At 42.6% G+C, this 23,495-nt stretch carries 19 protein-coding genes and 1 pseudogene; 16 read left to right on the forward strand and 4 right to left on the reverse strand.

From position 1 onward, the window contains the following. The first annotated feature begins 3 nt into the window (after window positions 1–3). A complete protein-coding gene (locus MHI51_RS06845; RefSeq protein ID WP_405173707.1) occupies window positions 4–2,301 on the forward strand; it encodes an FMN-binding protein in 2,298 nt (765 codons plus the stop codon). Between the two features lie 197 nt (window positions 2,302–2,498). Next, on the forward strand, window positions 2,499–3,455 hold the full coding sequence (locus MHI51_RS06850; protein ID WP_036680004.1) for a 3'-5' exoribonuclease YhaM family protein: 957 nt from the start codon (window positions 2,499–2,501) through the stop codon (window positions 3,453–3,455). A 70-nt stretch (window positions 3,456–3,525) separates the two neighbouring features. Here the strand turns inward: MHI51_RS06850 and MHI51_RS06855 are convergent, their stop codons facing one another. Continuing rightward, window positions 3,526–4,182 (reverse strand): 3'-5' exonuclease, encoded by a 657-nt coding sequence (locus MHI51_RS06855; RefSeq protein WP_076125424.1) that lies wholly within the window; start codon window positions 4,180–4,182, stop codon window positions 3,526–3,528. Between the two features lie 111 nt (window positions 4,183–4,293). Between MHI51_RS06855 and MHI51_RS06860 the strand changes: the two are divergent. From MHI51_RS06860 to MHI51_RS06875, 4 genes and pseudogenes are all read left to right on the forward strand, one after another. Beyond that, window positions 4,294–4,809: pseudogene (locus MHI51_RS06860) on the forward strand (TerD family protein); the annotation flags it as partial. A gap of 111 nt (window positions 4,810–4,920) precedes the next feature. Continuing rightward, window positions 4,921–5,592 (forward strand): VWA domain-containing protein, encoded by a 672-nt coding sequence (locus tag MHI51_RS06865; RefSeq protein ID WP_248547966.1) that lies wholly within the window; start codon window positions 4,921–4,923, stop codon window positions 5,590–5,592. Window positions 5,593–5,776: 184 nt separating this feature from the next. After that, window positions 5,777–6,394, forward strand: a complete 618-nt coding sequence (locus MHI51_RS06870) for a DNA-3-methyladenine glycosylase family protein (RefSeq protein ID WP_405173708.1) — start codon at window positions 5,777–5,779, stop codon at window positions 6,392–6,394. 22 nt (window positions 6,395–6,416) lie between these two features. After that, window positions 6,417–7,127, forward strand: coding sequence for a DNA alkylation repair protein (locus MHI51_RS06875; RefSeq protein WP_076185389.1), 711 nt, complete (start codon window positions 6,417–6,419; stop codon window positions 7,125–7,127). Window positions 7,128–7,155: 28 nt separating this feature from the next. On the opposite strand, the gene MHI51_RS06880 is transcribed toward MHI51_RS06875, so the two are convergent. Both MHI51_RS06880 and MHI51_RS06885 read right to left on the reverse strand, forming a co-directional pair. Further along, window positions 7,156–7,848, reverse strand: coding sequence for a PspA/IM30 family protein (locus tag MHI51_RS06880; protein ID WP_405173709.1), 693 nt, complete (start codon window positions 7,846–7,848; stop codon window positions 7,156–7,158). A gap of 59 nt (window positions 7,849–7,907) precedes the next feature. Further along, complete coding sequence (locus tag MHI51_RS06885; protein ID WP_038569266.1) at window positions 7,908–8,126, reverse strand: PspC domain-containing protein; 219 nt, start codon at window positions 8,124–8,126, stop codon at window positions 7,908–7,910. Between the two features lie 286 nt (window positions 8,127–8,412). On the opposite strand from MHI51_RS06885, the gene MHI51_RS06890 reads away from it, so the two are divergent. Beyond that, a complete protein-coding gene (locus MHI51_RS06890; RefSeq protein ID WP_036679993.1) occupies window positions 8,413–8,826 on the forward strand; it encodes a zinc ribbon domain-containing protein in 414 nt (137 codons plus the stop codon). 292 nt (window positions 8,827–9,118) lie between these two features. Here the strand turns inward: MHI51_RS06890 and MHI51_RS06895 are convergent, their stop codons facing one another. Continuing rightward, window positions 9,119–10,222: an endospore germination permease gene (locus MHI51_RS06895; RefSeq protein WP_405173710.1), complete on the reverse strand. Its 1,104-nt coding sequence runs from the start codon at window positions 10,220–10,222 to the stop codon at window positions 9,119–9,121. Between the two features lie 145 nt (window positions 10,223–10,367). On the opposite strand from MHI51_RS06895, the gene MHI51_RS06900 reads away from it, so the two are divergent. The 9 genes from MHI51_RS06900 (at window position 10,368) to MHI51_RS06940 (ending at window position 23,382) form a co-directional block, all read left to right on the forward strand. After that, window positions 10,368–11,882, forward strand: a complete 1,515-nt coding sequence (locus MHI51_RS06900; RefSeq protein WP_076218301.1) for a spore germination protein — start codon at window positions 10,368–10,370, stop codon at window positions 11,880–11,882. Continuing rightward, window positions 11,879–13,102 (forward strand): Ger(x)C family spore germination protein, encoded by a 1,224-nt coding sequence (locus tag MHI51_RS06905; protein WP_076218300.1) that lies wholly within the window; start codon window positions 11,879–11,881, stop codon window positions 13,100–13,102. Before MHI51_RS06900 ends, MHI51_RS06905 begins: the two co-directional genes overlap by 4 nt. A 6-nt stretch (window positions 13,103–13,108) precedes the next feature. Further along, entirely contained in the window at window positions 13,109–13,339 is a 231-nt protein-coding gene (locus MHI51_RS06910) for a hypothetical protein (protein WP_076218299.1), read from the forward strand. Window positions 13,340–13,578: 239 nt separating this feature from the next. Further along, the gene (locus MHI51_RS06915) at window positions 13,579–15,138 is read left to right on the forward strand and encodes a response regulator (protein WP_076218316.1); all 1,560 of its coding nucleotides are present in this window, start codon (window positions 13,579–13,581) and stop codon (window positions 15,136–15,138) included. Next, complete coding sequence (locus MHI51_RS06920; RefSeq protein ID WP_076218298.1) at window positions 15,135–16,925, forward strand: sensor histidine kinase; 1,791 nt, start codon at window positions 15,135–15,137, stop codon at window positions 16,923–16,925. The genes MHI51_RS06915 and MHI51_RS06920 overlap by 4 nt, the downstream gene beginning before the upstream one ends. Window positions 16,926–17,109: 184 nt before the next feature. Next, complete coding sequence (locus tag MHI51_RS06925; RefSeq protein ID WP_076125404.1) at window positions 17,110–18,411, forward strand: ABC transporter substrate-binding protein; 1,302 nt, start codon at window positions 17,110–17,112, stop codon at window positions 18,409–18,411. 228 nt (window positions 18,412–18,639) lie between these two features. Next, window positions 18,640–19,452 carry a carbohydrate ABC transporter permease gene (locus MHI51_RS06930; RefSeq protein WP_232061505.1) on the forward strand — a complete coding sequence of 271 codons (813 nt, stop codon included), beginning with the start codon at window positions 18,640–18,642 and terminating at the stop codon, window positions 19,450–19,452. Continuing rightward, window positions 19,452–20,273, forward strand: coding sequence for a carbohydrate ABC transporter permease (locus MHI51_RS06935; protein ID WP_036675882.1), 822 nt, complete (start codon window positions 19,452–19,454; stop codon window positions 20,271–20,273). Before MHI51_RS06930 ends, MHI51_RS06935 begins: the two co-directional genes overlap by 1 nt. Window positions 20,274–20,310: 37 nt before the next feature. After that, window positions 20,311–23,382: a glycoside hydrolase family 2 TIM barrel-domain containing protein gene (locus MHI51_RS06940; protein ID WP_405173711.1), complete on the forward strand. Its 3,072-nt coding sequence runs from the start codon at window positions 20,311–20,313 to the stop codon at window positions 23,380–23,382. Window positions 23,383–23,495: the final 113 nt, after the last annotated feature.

Here is a 23,495-nt window from a genome sequence, read left to right on the forward strand (position 1 = left end):
TCATTGAAAAAACTAATTTCTTTAACGGTTAGCGCGGCTATATTGTTAGCGCCGTTTGCTTACACACTTAATGTGCCTGCTGTAAACTTGAAGGTGGATGCAGTATCGGCAGCCTCCGAAGAAGCGGATGCACCGGCAGCAAAACCAACAGCAAAACCCACGGCAAAACCAGCAGCAACACCAAAAGCAACGGCAAAACCAGTAGCAACACCAAAGCCAACGGCAAAACCAACAGCAACGCCAAAGCCAACGGCAAAACCAACAGCAACACCAAAGGCAACAGCCAAACCAGCAGCAACCCCAAAAGCTACAGCAGCACCAGTAGCAACCCCAAAAGCAACCGCTGCACCAGCAGCGACAGTAGTACCAGCGGAAACTGTTAAGCCTGTGGCTACAGCAAAGCCTGTTACAGTTAATGAAAACGTATACCAAGATGGAGTTTACGTAGCTTATGGCGATGCATACTCCAAAGGCACGGAAGGTGCCAAGATCGAAATTAAAGATGGCAAAATTACTAGCATTGAGCTTTTGAGAACCAGTCCTAAGCTGATTGATAGAGATGCTCGTAACAATTATAGTGCTTTATGGCAAGCTTATGGATTGATGAAGGATAGATTGCTTGGCAAAACAAGAGATGGAGCAGCGGCAGTTGATGCTGTTTCGGGAGCTACCCGCTCCAGTAATGGCTGGAAATTGTCTGTAGATAGAGCGTTTGAAAGAGCTCTGACAGTGAAAGATACAAATGCCGTTTACTTTGATGGAGTTCATATGGGCGTAGATCCTACAGGTAAATATTCTGTATTCGCGACCTACGAATCCAACAAGCTTACAGATGTTAAAGTGTATCCTATGAACAGCGCTGGTGATTTCATTGAGGAGAAAGCTTACACAGCTGAGCAAGCGGCAGCGGTTGCAGCTATAGCTCCAGCCTTGCTGGCCAAAGGAACAGAGGCACAGCCTGTTGCAGGTCTTGAAGCCGACTTTATAGCAGCGATTAACGCTTTCTGGGATGCTGAGCAGAATGCAATAATCAACAATACATCTGCTTATGTAGACGGATTCTATTCCTCTTATGGTACGGCAAGAAGTGTTGGCGTTGAAAGAGCCGACATCGTGATTCGCAACGGTAAGTTGGTTGATGTGAAGCTGTTTAGACTTGGCAACAACCTGATTGACAGAGGGGCAACAGCTTATGCGGAAGTAGTAAAAGCAAATGCTCCTATGACAGCTAAGCTGCTAGCGAATGGTTCATATATCGCTAACTATGATGAAAAGGTTGACGGAATTTCCGGAGCTACGGAAAGCAGTCACAGCTGGAACCAAGCTGTAGAAAGAGCATTTGAGAAAGCGCTGAAGGTTCCTGCTGAAGGTCAATATTTTGACGGCAAATTTGCCGGAGTAGATAACCAATCTAAAGTACTGCTGCTAGTTGATGTTGATGCAGACGCGGTAACAGGCATTAAAGTAAGTCTGTTTGGAGCTGACGGCAAGCTGATTGCTGACGATAAACTGAGTGCAGAACAAAAAGGATGGGTAGCTACACTCACATCCGGGCTGTTAGAAAAAGGTGTGCAAATGGCCGATATTACAGGCCAAGAAGCATTGTCGGCAGCAGCTAAAGCAGCACTGACAGATGCTTTGACCAATGCATCCAAAGTCCAAGGAACCTATAAAGACGGAACCTTTACTGCATTTGGTGATGCTTATGATAAAGGAACGAACAGAGCGGACGTTACCCTGCGTAACGGCAAAATCGTAAATGTAGCCTTGTACCGTGTAGGAATGAACCTTGTAGATAGAGGGAACGCTGCTTATCCTGAGGTGGTAAAAGCAATTCCTCAGTTGACGGCTAGCTTCCTCGCAGCAGGGACTAGAGAAGGTGTGCAGGAAGTAGATGCTGTGTCTGGTGCAACTAGCAGCAGCGTGGCTTTGAAGACTGCGGTGGATAGAGCGTACGGAAAAGCTGAGGTTGTAGAAGCTAATAAAGCGGCTTATTTCGATGGAATCTTCATTGGTGTAAGTGCCGATAAGCTTGTAAATGTTATGGTGAATGTAGAGTACGGTGTTCCTGTCAAAATGCTTGTTTATTATTTGGATAAAAACGGAAGTGTAAGAACAATCAATCAGTTAACGGACGCGGAGCTGGCAGTGAAAGGTGAAATCGAGTCGACATCGACCGGATACAGCCTGCACAAATATGGTTACCGTCCAGCAGCCTTCGGAAAAAATGATGCAGAGAAAGAAATATCCGCTAAAGCGGTAGAAGCTATTAAATCAGCGCTTGAATCGGCTGGTAAATAATTATCGTTTTATAACAAAAGGAGGATATTCCAGTGCCAGAATATGGCCGGGGAGTAGCCTCCTTTTTCAAATATTCTTGGCTTGTACATAAATATGAAAATAGATCGTATAGTGATTTAAAGGGATTTTGGAGGTGAGTGTCTAAAGTTTAATATAGAGAGCAGGCCAAAAGCCTGTTATTAATAGGAGGCTCCAACATGACACAAATTAAACAGCTCGCTCCACAAGATGAATTTGTTGGCTTTTATCTTTTAAGAGAGCTGGCAATTAAACAAACGAACGGCACTCCTCCAAAAGATTATTTTGACATCGTTCTGGGGGATTCCACTGGACAATTATCTGCGAAATATTGGGATGCCAGCACAACCGATAAAGAAACTTTTTTTCCTATGGCGCTTGTGAAGGTACGCGGGATTGCTCATACTTATCGTGAGAAATTACAAATAAAAATTACTAAAATCAGGTTGGTTAACGATGAGGATGGTGTTGCACTTACGGATTTCATCCGTTCTGCCCCAATTCGTCCAGTAGACCTTATTCATACGATTAAAGGGGTTATGGCAAGTATTTCAGATCCGGAAATTGCTTCGATTGTCTCTTTTTGTGTGGGTAAAGTCGAAGAGAAATTGATGCATTATCCGGCAGCCAAAACACATCATCATGCTTATTTTGCCGGACTTGCTTATCATATGGTGCGTATGCTGGAGATTGGTGATTTTCTGTGCAAGCAGCGTCCGTTCTTGAATCCAGATCTAATGAAGGCAGGAATCATTCTGCATGATATCGCGAAGCCGGAGGAGATGGTCTCCCAGCTTGGGATTGTCTCGGAATACAGCGTTCAGGGCAAGTTGATTGGCCATATCTCGATGGCGTCTAACTGGATCACGGAAGCGGCTATCCGTTTAGATATTGATTTGAATTCGGAAAAGGTTATGGCGTTACAGCATCTCGTATTGTCACATCATAATTTGGGCGAATGGGGTAGTCCTGTTCAGCCACAGACAGCTGAGGCAGTCGCTCTGCATCATATCGATGCGATGGATGCGAAGCTGCAAATGGTGGAGGATGCTTTGGATACCACACCGGAGACCGAGGAATGGACACCGTTCATCAGAGGTCTAGAGAATAAGGCTGTGTATCGTTTGAAGATTTAAGAGATACCCTATAAAACCAAACCCCCAATCAGCAGAAAGCAGCTGGTTGGGGGTTTTTGATGTTCTTTGGTTATTTGGACAAAGTGGCGCGGCTGCTATAAATGGAGGGTTTATGTTTAGTGCCTTGTTTCTTAGCAGGCTTTTTCGCGCGAGTGGAAAATGGGGTATACCCGCCGGCAAACATCGTTCCGCTAGTATATCCTTGACTGGCAGAGAGCAATAGAGGATCATAGTGCTCCTCCTGCTCCATAAGTTTTACTAGAATTGCAGCGGCTGCGCGTGCGTCATCTAAGGCATCATGGTGCTTTAGCGTAATGCCGAAAAACTCGGAGACTACATTAAGTTTATGGGAGGGCAGGTCGGGCAGCATTTTTTTGCCTAATAAATAGGTACATAAGTATTGAAAGCTTGGGTAGCTCAGGGACATTCCATCGAGACAATAACGCAGGACACTCATATCAAAAGCAGCATTATGCGCCACGACGATTTGTCCGTGTAGTAACGGTTCAACGGTGGGCCACAGCTCTTGAAAAGTAGGTTGCCCGATTACCATTGATGGCGTGATGCCGTGTATCGAAATGTTCATGCCATCAAACCGCTGCTGCGGGTCAATTAGCCAAGAATGTTCTGCGGTTATATTTCCAGCTTTAACTTCCACAAGTCCCAAGGCACATGCACTGGATCGACTGGAGTTCGCGGTCTCAAAGTCAATTGCTATAAAGTCCATTCGTAAAGCTCCTTATCTATCATATATACGTTTCATATTAAAGTAGTAAAATGATAAATACAATCTAGTGAATCACAATGAGCTGTTCAGTAAAAATAAGGAGATGATAGAGTGCGGCTTATAAAGGGGCAAAAGGTGGATATTACGAAAGGGAGAAACGTGAACAAGCTTTTGCTGAAATTTGGGTGGATGACTGCTGATACTAGAATTGGCATAGACTCTGCTGCTTTTTTACTGTCAGAGCAGAACCGTTGCGAACGCGATGAGAACTTTATCTTTTATGGTAATCCGTTGTCTATAGACGAAGCTGTAACTCATTCTGTCTTACAACAAGGGGATAAAGAAGCTATCGCCATTACATTTTCTCAACTTCCTAAGGATATTACTAGAATAGCTTTAACTTTAACGATCTATGAAGGAGAAAAATTAGGACACTCTATGAAGCAAGTAACCTCTCCTTATCTACGCTTAGTGGATGCTGCTAGCGGTGAGGAATTATTCGTTTTCGAGTATGGCTCTGACCTGTCGACGGAGACAGCTATTGTGGTTGGAGAGCTATATCGCTATGGCCCAGAGTGGAAATTCAGTGCGATTGGTAGTGGCTTTGAGGGAGGATTGGCTGCGTTATGTACAAACTATGGGCTCGTTATTGAAGAAGACGAAGGGAACCCTGAGGTAGCGGCCACAGCTGAGTTATCCCTGCCTTTAGAGACGATCCGTTATGAAGAGAAGAATGTACTGTCCTCTATTGATTTACGTAAAAAAATTGTTCAGATTACCTTAGAAAAAAAGAATCTGACAGGAGTCATCGCAAGGGTAGGCGTTGTTCTGGATATTACAGGATCTATGAGAAATCTCTATAATAATGGAACCGTTCAAGAAGTAGTTGAGCGTATATTAGCCGTTGCCTGCAAATTTGATGATAACCAATCGTTAGATGTTTGGGTGTACGATACGGAGTTTAGCCGGCTGCCACCAGTGACAGAGCAGGAATTAGGAAGATATGTGTTTACACATATTTTAAATAATCGTACCATTCATAAGTTTGGCCGCAATAATGAACCGCCAGTAATGGAGGATATCATTAAAAAATATACGGAGGAAGAACCCGATTCTACACCAGTATTTATCATATTTATTAACGATGGTGGTGTAGTGAAATCCACTAAAAATGTGATTATGGCTGCTTCGGTCCAACCGATTTTCTGGCAGTTTGTCGGAATCGGTAACTCGGATTTTGAAGTATTGAAGCAACTTGATACGATGAAGGGCCGTTTGGTGGATAACGCCAATTTTATTCATCTGGACAACATTGAAAAGGTGACTGATGAAGATCTGTATGATCAGCTGCTGAATGAATTCCCCTTGTGGCTAAGCGCAGCGAAAGAAAAAAGAATCCTGCGAACATAAAAATACATTACTGAAAATGAATAAGCCTGTGCGTTACTATAGGCCATAACCACCTATCTTAGGAGGTCTTATGGCTTTTTTTAGTTTCGCTATCTTGCTATTCTATTCAACAATCCGTACACTGCCAAATAGGTATTGTATATTAGGATTAGGGTCATCACTATCAGATACGGGAGGAAACACTTTGAGCAGCGTAGTTACTAAGTTTTTTGATTATGGGCAAGAAGAAATAGATTATCTCCGAAGTGTGGATCCAGTACTTGGCGCAGCTATGGCACGGATGGGCAGAGTGGAACGTGTAATTATACCGGATCTTTTTACTGCGCTTATCTATGCTATAGTAGGACAGCTTATTTCAGTAAAAGCGGTTCGGACCATTTGGAACAGAATGTTGAATCATTTCGGAGACATCACTCCGCAACAGTTAGCCTTACATACGGCGGATGAGATTCAAAGCTGTGGGATGACGATGAAAAAGGCACTATGTATCCATGAGATTTCCAATTTGGTCGCTCAGGGTGATTTTAAGCTGGAGGAATTGCCTGGGTTATCAGATCAAGAGGTTATACAAAAACTTATGACGTTAAAGGGCATTGGCAAGTGGACGGCAGAAATGATGTTAATCCATTCTATGGAACGACGGGATGTGGTCAGCTGGGGAGATATTGCGATTCGTCGGGGGATGATGAAGCTGTATGGACTTGATAAGCTTACCAAAGATCAATTTGAACAATTCCGGCTAAACTATACTCCTTTGGGTTCTGTGGCTTCTATATATTTATGGGAAATTTCATTTGAATAATGGACGGGTAAGGAGTACTACTATGGAAAAAACAATAAGAGAACAGCTATTGAATTTGGCAGATGTGGACTACCAAAAGTTTTCTGCGGCCTTAATTCCGACGATAGATAATGTTATAGGCGTCAGGCTACCGGAACTGCGCAAGCTTGCCAAAATCATTGCAAAGGGTGATTGGAGAGCCTATTTGGAGCATGCCGAGACAGATTATTTTGAAGAAGTGATGCTGCAAGGTATGGTGCTTGGCTACGTGAAGACAGATCTTGAAGAAATCCTACGTTATATCGCTGACTTTATTCCCAGAATCGATAACTGGTCGGTTTGCGATAGCTTTTGCACAGGCCTGAAGTTTACCGTAAAGAATAAAGAACGGGTATGGGAGTTTATAATGCCGTACTTATCATCAGATAAAGAATATGAGATCCGATTTGCTGTGGTAATGCTGCTTAATTTCTTTATTGAAGAAACGTATATCAGCCGGATTTTACCATTGCTCGATAAGGTCAGTCATGAAGGCTATTATGTAAAAATGGCGGTTTCTTGGGCGCTTTCGATTTGTTATGTGAAATTGCCAGAGCCTACGATGAGTTATTTGAGAAACAACAGCTTAGATGATTTCACTTACAACAAGGCTTTGCAGAAAATCACGGAGTCTTATCGCGTGGATCCGGAAACGAAAAAATGGATTCGCGGGATGAAAAGAAGTAAAAAACAAACCCCTTATTCAGCACAATAGCTGAGTAATAAGGGGTTTATTGTCCTATTTATTTTTTCTCAGTGTTTACTTCAGTGTTAGTTTTACGGTTGCGGATTCGCTCGATTTCGATGTCAACAGCGCTACGCAGGTTAGGATCGATGGAAGGACTTATTCCTGTACCTGTATTGAATTTATTTTTGGAGTTTTCCGCCAATGCTTCCCACTCGAAAATCTTCTCTTCCATACGTTCGAAGCCTTGCGAAGCTGATCCTACATTTAGACCTTTCGTAGAACTACGTGGAGCTGAGTGGAGTGTTTCTGTGGCTTGTTGAGCGCGAGCGATAAGCTCAGTTCTTTTCGTTTTGAGATGTTCACGCTCTTCTTTAGCTCTAGCGATATTGATCTCAAGCTCTGCCAGGGATTGCTTAGTTTGTACTTGGCTATTTATGGACTCTTCCAGCTGTTCCACGTACCGTAACTTGGCTATGAGTGCCAGGCGAGCTCTTTCTTCATTTCCTTGCTCAACTGCTTGAACGGCTTCGGCTTCACTTTGCTCTACTAACTGAGTATATTCTTGCTTGCGGCGTTCCAACACACTTGCTGTAACTTGCAGATCACGCTCATTGCGTTCCGCCTTAGCGATATCATTTTCAAGATCACGTAAATACTGACCTGTCAGCAATACCGGGTTTTCTAATTTATTTAGACCTTCGTGTAGGGCTGCTTTAGTAATTGTGGAAATTCTTTTTAATAGACTCATGTTCTATCTCTCCTTTTTTATAGCTATATTAGGGCTGGCTTGTATTGAACGACGATTAATTAATAGAAATCATGTCCATCTGAAAAGCTGTTAAAAGGTTCTTTAGGAACGATGATACTAGCGATGACGTAGAAGATAAGTACAGTTCCGAAGCTGAACAATGCTGCGGCAACAGCAACAAGACGGATTACTGTAGCATCAATACCAGACCAACGAGCAAGACCTCCGCACAAACCACTTATCTTCTGATCACTTTGGGAACGATATAATTTTTTCATTTATTGTTTTCTTCCTCTCGTATGGGTGTGATTGTTATTGAATCCTGCAACCCGTTTGCTTATGTACTCATTCTAATGTCTTTTTGCATGCGAAAAAACGGCCTGGAGGCGGTTTTGTATACCAGACCTGAGTCGAGGTTCGTTCCCGCAGGAAGGCGGGGAAAGGGTTAGTAAATCGGTTATAGGCTACAAACCATGGACGAAGTTAGGTACAATAAAGAAAGGAATACTTCTGGCGGTGTCGAAATATGCTTATATATGACTACTACGGAATTGGGGGCTGAATATGAGTTTTTTTAACAAAGTAAAAGCAGGGGTAAGCGAGGCTGGGAATAAAGCAAAAACAGTGGTGGAGATTAACCGGTTGAAGCTGCAAAATAACGGTAAGCAAAATGATATTGACCAGCAGTATCAGGTCATGGGCAAACTGTTATTTGAAGCCGTAACTCAAGGTGCAGGACCACTGCCAAGTGAGCAAATCGAGACTAATATTAATCGTATTCTCGAATTGAAGGCGGAGATTGAGACGAACCTTCAGCAAATTGCTGAGTTGTCCGATGTAAAGCATTGTAAAGCATGCGGTGGGAATGTGGCGATCGAGGCTCGCTTTTGTCCGGCCTGCGGATCCACTTTTGAAGTGGCAAAAGAACCTGTCAGTGATGTAACTCCATCGTCGATTTCTTTGGATAAGAAGGAATAGAGTTACTTCATACAAGAAACTTATGAACAAAGAGGCTGTCTTAAAAGTAGTGAATACTACTTATGAGGCAGCTTCTTTTTTAGTAAAAAGGCTATAAGCGGATTCTTGCTTTAGCCAATAGACTATGGGCTACGCACACAAAGTATTCTATGCCATTAGGTTGGGCGGCGGAATATTCACTTTGTGAATTTCAGGGAGAAATTCCCAAATTATTTTAGTGGATCGTAATTAGATCATTAAGTGGGATTCGTATCTACAATCTTAATTTCACTTATTCACAATCTAGTGTCGTTTAAACCTTAGAAGCGTGGCGTTTCTTAAATTTATACACAACTAGCAACATAAGCGGCAGAACAAATGCACAGGTGAAATCCCAATCTACCCAGTAGGCGGGGATCTCCTTCACATAGAAAATGATGTCTTTGGCAATCAGCTGTGACATCCCGAATAACAAAAATCCAGTGGGGATGATCAGAGGACGGTGGCTTTTGAGTTTAAATAATTGGGCTGTACCTAAGGTTAAAGCATAGTAATAAACTGCAGTTTTGAAGTATGTGCTGATAATCCATGCTGTAGCCATAAGTGCTTCAATACGCTGCAGAGAATTAGCAATATTAATTTTTTGTGCAAGGATATAAGCCGCATAAAATTGATGTTCAGAAGCGAAAACCCCAAGAACGGTAAGAGAAAAAAATAAAATGAGGTTAAGGCCCAGAGCTCCGATGATCAAGGCTATGAAAATATCCCGGCTTGTTTTGCTATTTTTCTGAGCATAAGGATATATCATTAGAAACACGCACAATTCGCCAAAAGGATAAAAAACACCATACATCAAAGTATGAAGCATGTCCGGTACTGGTGTGTTCAAGATGGGGTATAACCGTTCCATTTTGACATCGGGGGTCAGCAGGAGCAGCAGACCGATTAAAAAAACTGCAAATAAAGGGAAAAAAAGCTGAGCTGCCCGGCCCAAAGTTTCTAGGCCAAGTCGTACCCCATATACCAGCAGGAAAATGGCCATGAAACGAATAACCCCACCGGGTGTTTTCTCGTAAATCTGTGTACACATGAAATCTTCAATTTCTCTTATGTAGGTGGAGGCAGCAATCAGAAAGAACCCTAAATAGAATAAGGCCACAGCAGTTCCGACCCATTTTCCTAAAATTTGTAGGCTAAGCTCGATAATATTCTTATTTGGTTCAAGGTCTGCTAAGCAGAGTAACAGTTTTATGGTCACTAGACCCAAGGGAATACTAATCAAACCAGCAATCCACGCATCTTGTTTCGCTCCTGATATCATTAACGCCGGATACACAAGCGCCATATCCCCAATAAATGTGAATAGCCCAAGTATAATCATTTGATTGGTACTAATTCGATCTTTCTCCAAACTCATATACCCCCTCAAATTTATTGGACTTGTTTTAGTATGGTTGTAGTTACCAGAATTATGCCATCCTGATTTTTTAATCCGAAGGAATAATTATCATAATTAACATCAAACTATACTCATCTATTTATGGAGAAGTGGAGGCTGCATCATGAAAGATACGGAGATTGGTACAATATCAAGCCGGTTGGAAGTTAATATTGCTAATTTGTACCAATTGATGGGGGAAAGCTCTGATGTAGTCATAAAAGAGTTGCAGATAGAAGAAAACACTCATATTTCTTTGGTTTACATAGATGGTCTTGTGGATACTCAGGTGCTGCATAATTCAATTTTGTATTCCTTGCAGGAACACATTCCTTACGAACAGCTGAGGGGGCTTTCTCCCGAGCAGAAGTTTGAGATGATTAAGAAACAGATATTAATAGCCGGCGATATAGCCGTCATTGACGATTATAGCCAATTTATTCATCATTTATTGTCCGGTAATATAATGCTGCTGCTTGACGGGTTATCCAGCGCTCTGCGGATCGGCTTACCAGGCTGGGAAGATCGTAATGTAGGGGAGCCTAGCTCACAATCGGTTGTTCGGGGTCCAATGGAAGGATTCACTGAGAATTTACGGACGAATACGGCACTGGTTCGGCGAAAAATCAAAGATAGCCATTTATGGCTGGAAACCGTTCAGATCGGAAGGGTGACTCAAACTAGCGTATCCATTATGTATCTAAGTAACATCGCGAATAAGGAACTGGTGCAAGAGGTAAAGCGCCGTCTGAATAAAATAGATACGGACAGTATTCTCGAGAGTGGATATATTGAAGAGTTTATTCAAGAGACGGCAGTTACACCTTTTCCTACCGTATACAACAGTGATCGTCCAGATACGATTGCAGCGGGTATTTTGGAAGGAAAAGTGGCCATTCTTGTTGATGGAACTCCTTTTGTACTGTTGGTGCCCACATTTTTTGTGGCATTTTTCCAGTCAGCTGAGGATTATTACCAAAGGGCCGATATTGGAACATTGCTGAGATTAGTTCGTTTTATTTCATTTTTTATTACTTTGCTTGCCCCTTCATTGTATGTTGCGATTACTACTTATCACCAAGAGATGATACCGACCAATCTTGTAATCAGTTTAGCTGCCCAGCGGGAGAGTGTTCCTTTTCCTGCTTTTATTGAGGCGCTGATCATGGAAATGACTTATGAAATTTTGCGGGAGGCCGGGGTGCGGATACCCAAAAATATTGGTCAGGCGATTTCCATTGTCGGAACGCTGGTGATAGGACAAGCCGCGGTAGCAGCGGGTTTTATTTCATCCGCAATGGTCATTATTGTATCGCTAACAGCCATTTCTAGTTTTGTTATTCCGGAGACAGGAATGTCTATTGCTGCGCGGATGATCCGTTTTGTGCTTATAGCTTTGGCCGGATTTATCGGATTATATGGAATTCTCTTCGGTATTTTCATCATCGTATTGCATTTGTCGAGCCTGCGTTCTTTCGGAATGCCTTATATGAGTCCGCTCGGACCGTATAATTCCAAAGATTTAAAAGACTCTATTTTTCGCTTTCCGTGGCCGTTTTTAAAGACAAGGCCTGCTGAGAATAAGACGCAGAACCTGTTTCGTCAAAGCACATCCAGTGATAAGGAACCAACAAAATGAATAAAAAATTAGTTAGAGGCGTTCTTCGATTAATGATAGCCCTCCAATTTACGTTAGTGCTAAGCGGCTGTTGGGAAAGAAATGAGCTGAATGAGATAGCTTTTGTCTTGGGGATAGGGATTGACAAGGCAGAAAAAGGTTATACCGTTTCGATGCAGGTCGTTATTCCATCTGCGATTTCCTCCCAAACGAATGGAGGAGGGGGAGGCAGTGGAGTCCCAGTGGTTGTATATAAATTTACTGTACCTACGTTTTATGATGCGCTGCGTAAGCTGAATCTGGATAGCTCTAGGTCAAGTTATCTCGGTCATATCCGGGTGTTGGTGATTGGGGAGGAGCTTGCCCGCACCGGAGTGGGTGAGATACTTGATGTATTTAAAAGAAGTCGGGAACCCCGGATGGATTTCTACGTTATGGTTGCCAGAGATACAACCGCCAGCAATGTCTTGAATGTCCTTACACCTATGGATAAATTACCAGCGAACAAATTATTTAGTTCCTTGGATAATTCTTATAAAGATTCAGCAAAAACAGTCGCTGTCACGCTGGATGATTTTATTGAGAATTTATTGTCTGAAGGCGAGAATCCTGTGCTAACCGGAGTGAAAATTATAGGCGATCCCAAAGATGGAGAGGACAAAAGCAATGTAGAGCGAACAATGCCTAAGGCAAGATTGGAATACCATACTGTAGCTGTGTTCAAAAAAGACAAGTTGATCGGTTGGCTAACCGAGGGAGAAACGATTGGTTACAATTATATCAACGATAAGGTAACCGCACATTCTGGCCCGATCGCAGGGGAAGACGGAAAGCCCATTGTAATCGAAGCGATCCAGGCTACAACTAAACGCAAAGTGAAAATCATTAATGGGGAGCCGCATATTTACCTTAGTGTTAAGACGCTTTGCAATATTGAAGAAGTGCAAAGTGTAGAAAATTTGGAATCGGAAAGGACTATAAAACGTTTGGAAAAGGAAACAGAAGAGCGGATTATAGAGCGGATGCAAAAAACTGTGGAGCATGTAAATGATCGTTTCAATGTTGATATTATGGGATTCGGACAATCGATCTACCATGCCAGCCCTAAAGCTTGGGCAAAGCTGCAGCAACAAAAGGGTGACGATTACCTTAAATCATTGCCCATCCATTACAAAGCCTCAGCAGTTATTAACCGCGTGGGCCTCACAGATAATTCTTTTCTTGAAAAAATCAAGGAGTGAAGTCAAATGCTAGTACTGTTATTCTTGGTGATTGCTGTAGGTTGTATGGCACTTGATTTGCCTAAATTAATGCGAAAGCGCCGAGTGCCTGATCTTAGCATATATTTTATTTTTTGGATTTTGGGTCTTGGTGCGACCTTCTGCTCGTTGTTAAAATTGAACATCCCCAGTCCGCTGTTTCTTATTATTTTTATCTATAAGCCAATAAATAATTTATTTGGATTATTGTTTCATTAACAAAAAAGCTGCAATTATCGCAGCTTTTTTTGTTGTATATGCTAGAAGTTATTTCCTTAAATTTAAGAATATTTCATGGGATGAAAAATGAGAGGTTGACCATATTTGTCGGTGGGGCATATGATTTGGAATGAACAATTTTTAAGTAAGCTTACGGCTTTACTTGTCTAGAAGCTTGCTCCTTGTTGGATGTATTGTATACTAACAAATGGAAAGAAAACGGTTACAAGGGGGAAGAAATGAAACCAATATTCAAAATTATGATTGTTGATGACGAGATGCTAGTAAGACAAGGAATCAAACATCTTTTAGATTGGGAGAATGAAGGGTATCGAATTGTTGGTGAGGCTGCTAACGGTCTTGAAGCACTAAATATGATGGATGAGGTCAGTCCCCATATCATCATTACAGATATTGTTATGCCAATAATGGGCGGAGAGAAACTGGTTAAGATTGTTAAGGAGAAATACCCTCATATTGAAGTAATCGTCTTAAGTAGTTTCAGTGAATACGATTATGTCCGATCCACATTTCAAAGTGGGGTAGCGGACTATATTCTGAAGCCAAAGCTGGAAGCTGACTATTTGTTATCCATCCTAAATAAAACTACTGCTAAATTGGTAGGGATGGAGATGTCCGATCAAGGAACGGATCCTGGCGAAAAGCAAATTTTGCTAGTTATCGAGAAGCTTATGACCGGATATGAGTCTGGGCTTGAACCTGCTTTGCTTCATGCGAAGTTTCCACACCCACTATTCGCTTTCTTCGGAGCGGATATGAGACATATTAAAGATTCTGGGGATAGGTTAACTTTCACACAGAAAATAGAAAAAGGTCTTAGTACGCTCCCTTTGGGTGATACAGTGTTTATTCGGCTGAAGTTTGTCAATGATTCGGTTATTTATTTGCTTAATGCAAACCCGGAACAGTGGGACGAGCTTGTTATAGAGCTCCGATATCTGGTCTCGGAAATGGATCATTGGGCGAGAGAAACACATTTCGTTATCAGCCAAAGCTTTACGGATTTTAATAAGCTGGGAGAGATTTATCGAGACAATTATTTAAAGCTTACACGATACAGCTTTTACTTGCCGGATCGAAGCTTAATTGAAAACGATCATTTGCCCAGCCTTCCGAGAGCTTATCAGGAATATGATATGGGCGAATTAATGGAACAACTGAAACGTAAGCAATACCAGAAGGCATTTACTGGATTTCTGGAATATGTTCATCTCCGTTCGATGGATTATAGGACCGATATTTTCGAATTCAAATCGTTATTGGGGAATTTCATATTTAACGTAGCGACCACACTTGGAAAAATGAAGTACGAGACTGGAGGCTTGGAGGCATCCAAATACGATTTCTTTCGAAAAATAGATGAAGCGATGTATGCCGGAGACGCAATTGCTGTTGTTGAAGCCTTTATTCGCGAAGCTGAACGTGCGATTGGTGAGACGAACCTAACGACCAATCCCAATATGACCCGATTGCTTGAATACATTCAGACTCATTACGCTGATCCCATCACGTTGACTGGGGTTGCACGGCAGTTTCATTTCAACGCTTCTTATTTATCGAGCCATTTCACTGCTCAGAATGGTGAAGGATTCAATGAATATTTGAACAAGGTCCGGTTGGAGAAAGCCATGGAGTTACTCGTGACGACGGAAAAAACAATTTCTGATATCAGCGCTAGTGTGGGGTATTCGGATCAGAGTTATTTTACTAAAGTGTTTAAGAAACAGGCTGGTATTTCTCCGAGCCAGTACCGAAGACGGGACGTAGAGCGACCATGATTGGAACTATCATTAACAAGATTAGAAAGCAGGGCCTATTTCTCAAGCTTTTTCTTGTGACCCTCATAAGCATTGTTGCTGTATCCCTGCTGACTTTGTCTATTACCATCCGTATGTCAGAAAATTTATTCTTAAAGACCTTCAGCATAACGAATGGCAAACTACTAAATCAGATGAAGACAAACTTGGAGTCCTACAACAACGTTGTAGCTACGGGTGCTACAATGACAGCTCAGAAAGGTGCCATCCGCAGCTATTTGTCTGGGGGAGAGACGGATTCATTAACACTTGCTATCAAAACCTACCAGATGACAGAAAGCATGCGGGCAGTCCGCTCCAACCTCAGTGCTTTTGATGTGGGGATTATGATTGTAGGTGCGAATGGCAGAAGTTACTCAACTGACCCTTGGTATTGGTCTGCTACTGCTGAAGAATTGAAGAACCACCCGATTACGAAAGCGACAGTGGCTCATCCGCAGCAAATTCTGTACCAGCTTTATCAAAAAGAGGATGGTCAAACCCATAAGAAAGAGATCATGTTAGTGGCTTCTAAAGCTCTATTTGATCATTCGACTGGCAGTATCTATGGCACTATGTACATTGCAATTCGTGATAGTAATTTCAAGGCCTTCTATGCCAATTTTACGAGTGAAGGTAATGATGTTGTATTGCTGAATGCAAAAGGGCAAATTGTATCCAGCAACAGGACAGAGCTGATTGGACTGAACGATCAACAGCTGCTTCAAGAAGTAGTTGATGAACAGAGCACAGGAGACAATGGAGAATCTGTCTATGTGATGGGGAATGAACGGGTAGTATTCTCGGAATACTTGCCTGAATTTGATGTTTATTTGGTGAATCTGATCGATAAAAAAGCTGTGACCGGGCAAATGGTTAATGCCAAAGCAGTGTCGTTGACGATCATGGCTATCGTAGCCATTTCGCTTATTATTGTATTTTTAATTACAAGGAAAATGACGAAGTCCCTGCGTGTACTCGTTGAACAGATGTCGAGTATTCCTAAGGGGGGATTCGATAACCACGTGGATGTCGCTACTAGTAGTTATGAAGTTAAGGAGCTAGGCAATGCCTTTAATTTTATGCTTGATTCCCTACATGATTATGTTGATCGGTTGATGGAGACCCAGAAGCAGCAGCGTAATGCGGAGCTGGCCGCCCTTCAAATGCAGATCAATCCCCATTTTTTATACAATACACTGGCTTCTATCAAATTTCTGGTGCAACAGGGCAACAAAGAAAAAGCAGCTGGCACGATAAATTCGCTAATCTCACTCCTGCAAAATACTGTCAGTGATGTTCAATCCACTATACCTGTTAGTCAGGAATTAGAATCGCTGAAGCATTATGTATATATCAATCATGTAAGGTACGGCGAGAAGATCCGCGTGAATTATTTTGTGGAGCCTGAAAGCTTGGATTATCATATGCCAAAGCTAATTCTGCAGCCTTTTATCGAAAATGCGTTCTTTCATGCATTCAATCTTAAAGATGAGGGAAGAATTCTAATCATGATCGCCGTTCAGGAAGATCAGCTTGTATGCGAAGTTGTAGATAATGGTGACGGGATGGACCTTGATCCTAATTTTCTGAAAGAAGAACAGTTGCCAGCCTCGAAGCACAAACGCCAATTGTTCTCCGGGATCGGTATACGGAATGTTGATGACAGAATCAAATTACTGTACGGAGAGAGTTATGGTATTAACATTACAAGCAAACGAAATGAAGGTACGAAGATCATAATTACGCTTCCATTGTTAAAAGGCTAAAAAATTTACAAAAATCTAAAATTAGTACCAGCGTCGATCTCAGAGGGAAAATAGAATCCAATAATAACACCAAAGCTAACAAAGATACTGCCAAAGAAAGCGAATACAAAATGATAATATGGAATTGTAGCAGAGAAAACGCTTCCATCTTTATTATTTTACAGATTAACAAGGGGGTTACGAAGTGAAAAAATTATTATCCGTGATGCTGGCTAGTGTGGTTCTACTTTCGGCATGTTCCTCAGGTGGAACGAAAAACGAAACGGGCAACTCCGGAAGCGAAGGTAGCAGTAAGCCACAAGAAATCACAGTTTGGGCTTGGGACCCAGCGTTTAACATTGCAGCCATGAATGTTGCCAAAGAAGCTTATGCGAAAGTCAATCCAGACATAACGGTAAACGTCGTAGAGAACGCGCAGGCTGATATCGTGCAAAAGCTGAACACAGGGCTGAACTCTGGATCTACGAAGGGTCTTCCTAACATTGTATTGATCGAGGATTACCGTGCGCAAAGCTTTTTACAAGCGTATCCGGATTCCTTTTATGAATTGACTGATGTTGTAAAAGCCGCTGATTTTGCGGATTATAAGATTGGCCCGACCAGTGTTGACGGCAAGCAATACGGTGTTCCGTTTGATTCTGGTGTGACTGGAATGTATGTACGGACAGACTATCTTGAGCAAGCAGGCTACAGCCTGGATGCACTACAGGATATCGACTGGAAGCAATATATCGAGATCGGTAAAGCTGTAAAAGAAAAAACCGGCAAAAGCATGATCACACTGGATCCCAATGATCTTGGACTTATCCGGGTCATGATTCAATCGGCGGGTGCATGGTATACAGGTGAAGACGGTCAGACTCCGACCATTGCAGACAACGCTGCTTTGAAAGAGGCACTTGTATTGTACAAAGAAATGATGGATTCCGGCATCGTGAAAGTTAACTCAGACTGGAGCCAATTTGTAGGCGCATTTAATAGTGGTGAAGTGGCAACCGTGCCGACGGGTAACTGGATTACCCCTTCAATTAAAGCCGAAGCTTCCCAATCCGGTAAGTGGGCAGTAGCTCCACTTCCTAAGCTGGCAGCAACAGCAGGCTCCGTCCATGCATCTAACCTTGGGGGCAGCTCCTGGTATGTAATGAATGTAGATGGTAAAGAAGCCGCTGCGGAGTTCCTTGCAAAAACATTTGCTTCTGATGCTGATTTGTATCAGACGTTGAATACAAAAGTTGGTGTTATCGGCACTTTAAAAGCTGCGGCAAGCGGAGAAGCTTATTCAGCAGCGGATGAATTTTTCAAAGGTCAAAAGGTTGTATCAGATTTTGCGGCATGGACCGAGCAAATTCCTAACGTCAACTACGGCATGAACACTTACGCAATAGAGGACATTATGGTTGTAGCAGTGCAATCTTATCTTGGTGGAAAAGATGTAGATACTGTTCTGAAAGATGCCCAGAAGCAAGCAGATACCCAAGTTCGCTAATCACACTTAGGCTGTACAATCTAAGCCCTTGCTTCTACTTCTCCTGTAAATTGGATTTCTACAGAAGGATGGGTAGCAGGGGCTTTCATCTCTAATAAATCAGACAGAAGGGTGTGAAGTGGAGTGGAAAATGTAAAGCCAGGGCTAAGCTCTCAAAGACATAAAAGCTCTAAGGGTCAACGGCAGATCCATCTGACAGGTTGGTTATTCGTTATTGTGCCGGTAATTATGATCAGTATTTTCTATTTCTATCCAATGATTCAAGCCTTAATTCTATCCTTCAAGACAGGTAGAGGCAACAATCTTCATTTTACCGGCCTTGATAACTATATTCGGCTGTTTAGCGACACCACTTTCCTTACAGCCGTCAAAAACACTTTTATTTACTTGATTATTCAGGTCCCAGTTATGCTGGTGCTGGCGCTCTTTATCGCTGTGCTGCTAAATGACGAAAGACTGAAATTTAAAGGGTTTTTCAGAACGGCCATATTTCTGCCAACGGTAACTTCACTTGTAGCCTACTCCGTTGTTTTCAAGTACATGTTTGGAGCCGAAGGTATCGTCAATAAATTTCTGGTGAATCTGCATCTAATCAGCGAACCGATTCAATGGATTACTGACCCCTTCTGGGCCAAAGTCACTATCATTATCGCTATCACTTGGCGCTTTACTGGCTACAATATGATTTTCTATTTGTCCTCACTGCAAAATGTCGACAAATCAATATATGAGGCTGCTCATATAGATGGTGCGAGTGCATTTACACAATTTTTCAAAATTACAATTCCCCTATTGAAGCCGATTATCTTGTTCACGACGATCACATCGACCATTGGTACCCTTCAGTTGTTTGACGAGGTGGTTAACATCACGAAAGGTGGACCCGGCAATGCAACCATGTCGATTTCCCAATATATTTATAACCTTTCCTTTGAATACACACCTAACTTTGGATATGCTGCAACTGTCTCCTATTCGATTGTTGTAATGGTGCTCATTCTGACGCTTATTCAGAACAAAGTAGGAGGGGATAAGAGATAATGAAAACCAAACGCATGTTTACTTACGTATTTCTAATCATCGCTGCGCTGATCTCTATCTTTCCATTTATCTGGATGGTTATAAGCGCCACGAACCAGTCGGTTGATGTAACCAAAGGGACATTGCTGCCGGGTGCACATCTAGTGGAAAATATAAACAATCTATTTAGTTCAGTGGATATGTGGCAGGCTCTCTGGAACTCTGCAAAAATCTCTGTGGTGACTACTGTGCTTTCACTGCTAGTCGCATCGGCGGCTGGATATGGTTTTGAAATGTACCGCAGCCGGAGTAAAGATATCGTATTCAATATTTTACTTGCTTCAATGATGATTCCATTTGCGGCGATCATGGTACCTCTATTTCAAATGTTCGCAAAAGTATCTAGTGTAGTGCCTTTTCTGGGCATCGATACAGCATCGGCGGTCATTCTTCCGACATTTACAACAGCATTTCTAATTTTTTTCTTTCGTCAAAGTACAAAAATGTTTCCTAAGGATATGATGGAGGCTGGGCGCATCGATGGTCTTTCGGAATTTGGTTTGTTCTTCCGCATTTATATGCCAACGATGAAATCAACTTACGCTGCCGCAGCGATTATCACATTTTTAAACAGCTGGAACAATTATCTGTGGCCTTTGATCGTATTGCAATCACCAGAAAATATGACTGTGCCCCTTCTTATCTCGAATCTAGGCTCAGGTTATGCCCCTGACTATGGTCTGATCATGTCTGCGATTGTCATTACAACCTTGCCGACAGCACTAGTGTTCTTCATGATGCAAAAGCAATTTGTAGCTGGGATGACGGGTTCGGTTAAATAAGTTAGCGATCATGTTATGAATAGAGGAGGAAATATAGATGAAGCAGCAGGTTGAACGAAACCTCACTCCAAGTCTGGAATGGTTATCAGACCCTTCCATTTATGCAATAGGCAGAGTGCACGCGCATTCTGACCATCGATATTACCAAACGAAAAATGAAGCCGAAGCGCTTGGAGAAATGCCCTGGCGCCACAGCCTGAACGGCAGCTGGAAATTTAGTTATGCCCAAAATGCCATGGAACGACAGGTTCATTTTTATAAGGAGAATGTGTCTTGCAGAGGCTGGAAGGATATTAAAGTTCCCGGTCATATCCAACTTCAGGGTTATGGGCAGCCTCAGTACGTGAATACGATGTATCCATGGGACGGTCATGAGCATCTTAGACCTCCAATGATCTCTGAGGACCACAATCCTGTAGGCAGCTATGTCAAATATTTTGAAGTTCCTGCGGGCTGGGAGCAACGTCCGGTGTATATATCTTTTCAAGGAGTTGAATCGGCTTTTTATATATGGCTAAACGGGGAATTTGTTGGCTATAGCGAAGATAGCTTTACACCGAGTGAATTTGATTTAACATCGTACTTGACGGAAGGTGAAAATAAGCTGGCGGTCGAAGTCTATCAGCGCAGCACGGGGAGTTGGTTGGAGGATCAGGACTTCTGGCGCTTTTCGGGAATCTTTCGTGAGGTGTATCTATACACCGTGCCGGATGTTCATGTGCGGGATCTCCACGTTCAAACCGATTTGGATGAAAAGTTTGAGCAAGGAACGCTGACGGCTGTCATGCAATTGATAGGTAATTCTGCCTCAAAAGTGCTCCTTGAGCTAAAGGATAGAGCAGGTAATCTTGTAGCTAGTGGGGAAAGTGAAGTTTCAGGAGATTCCCTTTCGCTTACGCTTGCGGCAACAAAGGTGCAGCTGTGGAGCGCAGAAGCTCCTAATCTGTATACCCTTTACGTCTCTGTTTACAACGCATCCGGGGATCTTGTAGAAGTTGTGCCGCAAAAAATTGGTTTTCGGAAATTCGAAATGATAGATAAGATTATGCACTTAAACGGCAAACGTATTGTATTTAAAGGCGTCAACCGACATGAGTTTAATCCGCGCTTTGGACGCAGCATTACAAAAGAAGATATGCTATGGGACATAAAAACCTTAAAGCAGGCGAACATCAACGCTGTGCGGACCTCGCACTATCCGAATATGACGCTCTGGTATGAGTTGTGTGATGAATACGGAGTCTATGTCATTGACGAGATGAATTTAGAGTCGCATGGATCATGGCAGAAAATGGGGGCAGTTGAGCCGTCTTGGAACATCCCCGGCAATAAGCCTGAATGGCAGGATATCGTGATGGATCGTGCGGTTTCCATGGTAGAGAGAGACAAAAACCATCCCTCCATTCTAATTTGGTCCTGTGGGAACGAATCTTTTGCAGGAGAAGTAATTTTGAACGTAGCCAATTATTTTCGAGAGAAGGATCCTACTCGTTTGGTTCATTATGAAGGGGTGTTCCATAACCGTGAATATGATGATTCGAGCGATATGGAAAGCCGCATGTATGCGAAAGCGGCAGATATTGAAAGATATTTAACAGAAGATCCGTTAAAGCCATATATTAGCTGTGAATACATGCATGCGATGGGTAATTCCGTCGGGGGACTGCATAAATACACAGAGCTAGAACAGAAGTATCCAATGTATCAGGGTGGATTTATCTGGGATTATATGGATCAGGTGATTATAAAAAATGATCGATACGGTAAGCCCTTCATGGCTTATGGAGGAGACTTTGATGACCGTTCAACCGACTACAACTTCTCCGGTAACGGAATTGTGTATGCGGATCGGAGATGGTCGCCAAAAATGCAGGAAGTGAAATTTCTGTATCAGAACGTCAAGCTGCTCCCGGACAGTCAGGGTTTTACAATCAGAAATGAAAACTTATTTGTGGGCTTGGATGCTTATGAATTACAATACGCTCTGAACTATGAGGGTAGGGTCATCCAGCGTGGAACTGTATTCGCTCAGGTTAATCCAGGCGAGGAAAAATATGTAGAAGTTGATCTGCCCGATATCACGAATCAGTCTGGCGAGTATAGCTTGGATGTTTCACTTGTCCTGAAGGAAGATTCATTATGGGCGAATAGCGGTTATGAAATCGCTTTTGGCCAGCATGTTTTTCAAGTGGCAAATACGTCAGCCGAGGAGTCTTTAACAGATGCTAAAATAACATCTGTCGTGAATGATTTTCGCGTGGTTGAAGGAGATGTGAATATTGGTGTACATGGTCGTGACTTCTCCGTAATGTTCTCAAAGCAGGCGGGTACATTAATTTCTGTTAAATATTCAGGACAGGAAATGATCTCTTCACCGCCGGCACCACTCTTCTGGAGAGCAATGACAGACAATGATAAGGGGGCAGGAATGCATTTCGACTCTTCCCCTTGGTATGCAGCAAGCTTGACCCGTAGAACGTTAAGCTTCGAGCTCGTGGAGGAGAAAGATCGTGCGACCGTGACTTACGTGTATAAGCTTAGTGTATCAGAGGAGGTACGTGTACGTGTAACTTACACAGTGTTCTCCGATGGAAGCATACAGGTGAAATCAAGCTACCATGGAGCAGCGGGTTTACCAAAGCTTCCACTCTTCGCTTTAAGCTTTAAGGTGCCAGCGGATTATCACCAGCTGAATTGGTATGCAAATGGGCCGGAAGAAAATTATATCGACCGTGCGTGTGGAGCAAGATTGTGTCGCTTCCAGAATCATGCGGTGGATAATGTGTCGTCCTATTTGGTTCCGCAGGAATCGGGCAACCGCACAGGTGTGCGCGAAGTATCCATTAAGAACGATTATGGTCAAGGCATTATAATATCGGCACCAGCTACAGCCCCTGTTGAAGCCAATATCTCGCCTTACTCGGCAATGGAGCTGGAGAATGCGACACATCATTATGAGCTGCCGAACGTTCACTATACCGTTGTTACCATTGCTGGACGTCAAATGGGCGTAGGCGGGGATGACAGCTGGGGAGCTCCAGTTCTTGATGAATATCAAATCAATCCATCCTTAGATATGGATTTTGAATTTACAATTCGCAGAGCATGATGATAAAAATTCAACAGGCTCGGTTCAACGTTAAATTTGAACCGAGCTTTTTTTTATGCTCGTTATAATCCCGTATAATTTGAGCTCAGTAAAACCTTATAAAGTCCTTAGAT

The sequence above is a fragment of the Paenibacillus sp. FSL H8-0260 genome (assembly GCF_045040625.1).
GTDB lineage: Bacteria > Bacillota > Bacilli > Paenibacillales > Paenibacillaceae > Paenibacillus_AQ > Paenibacillus_AQ odorifer.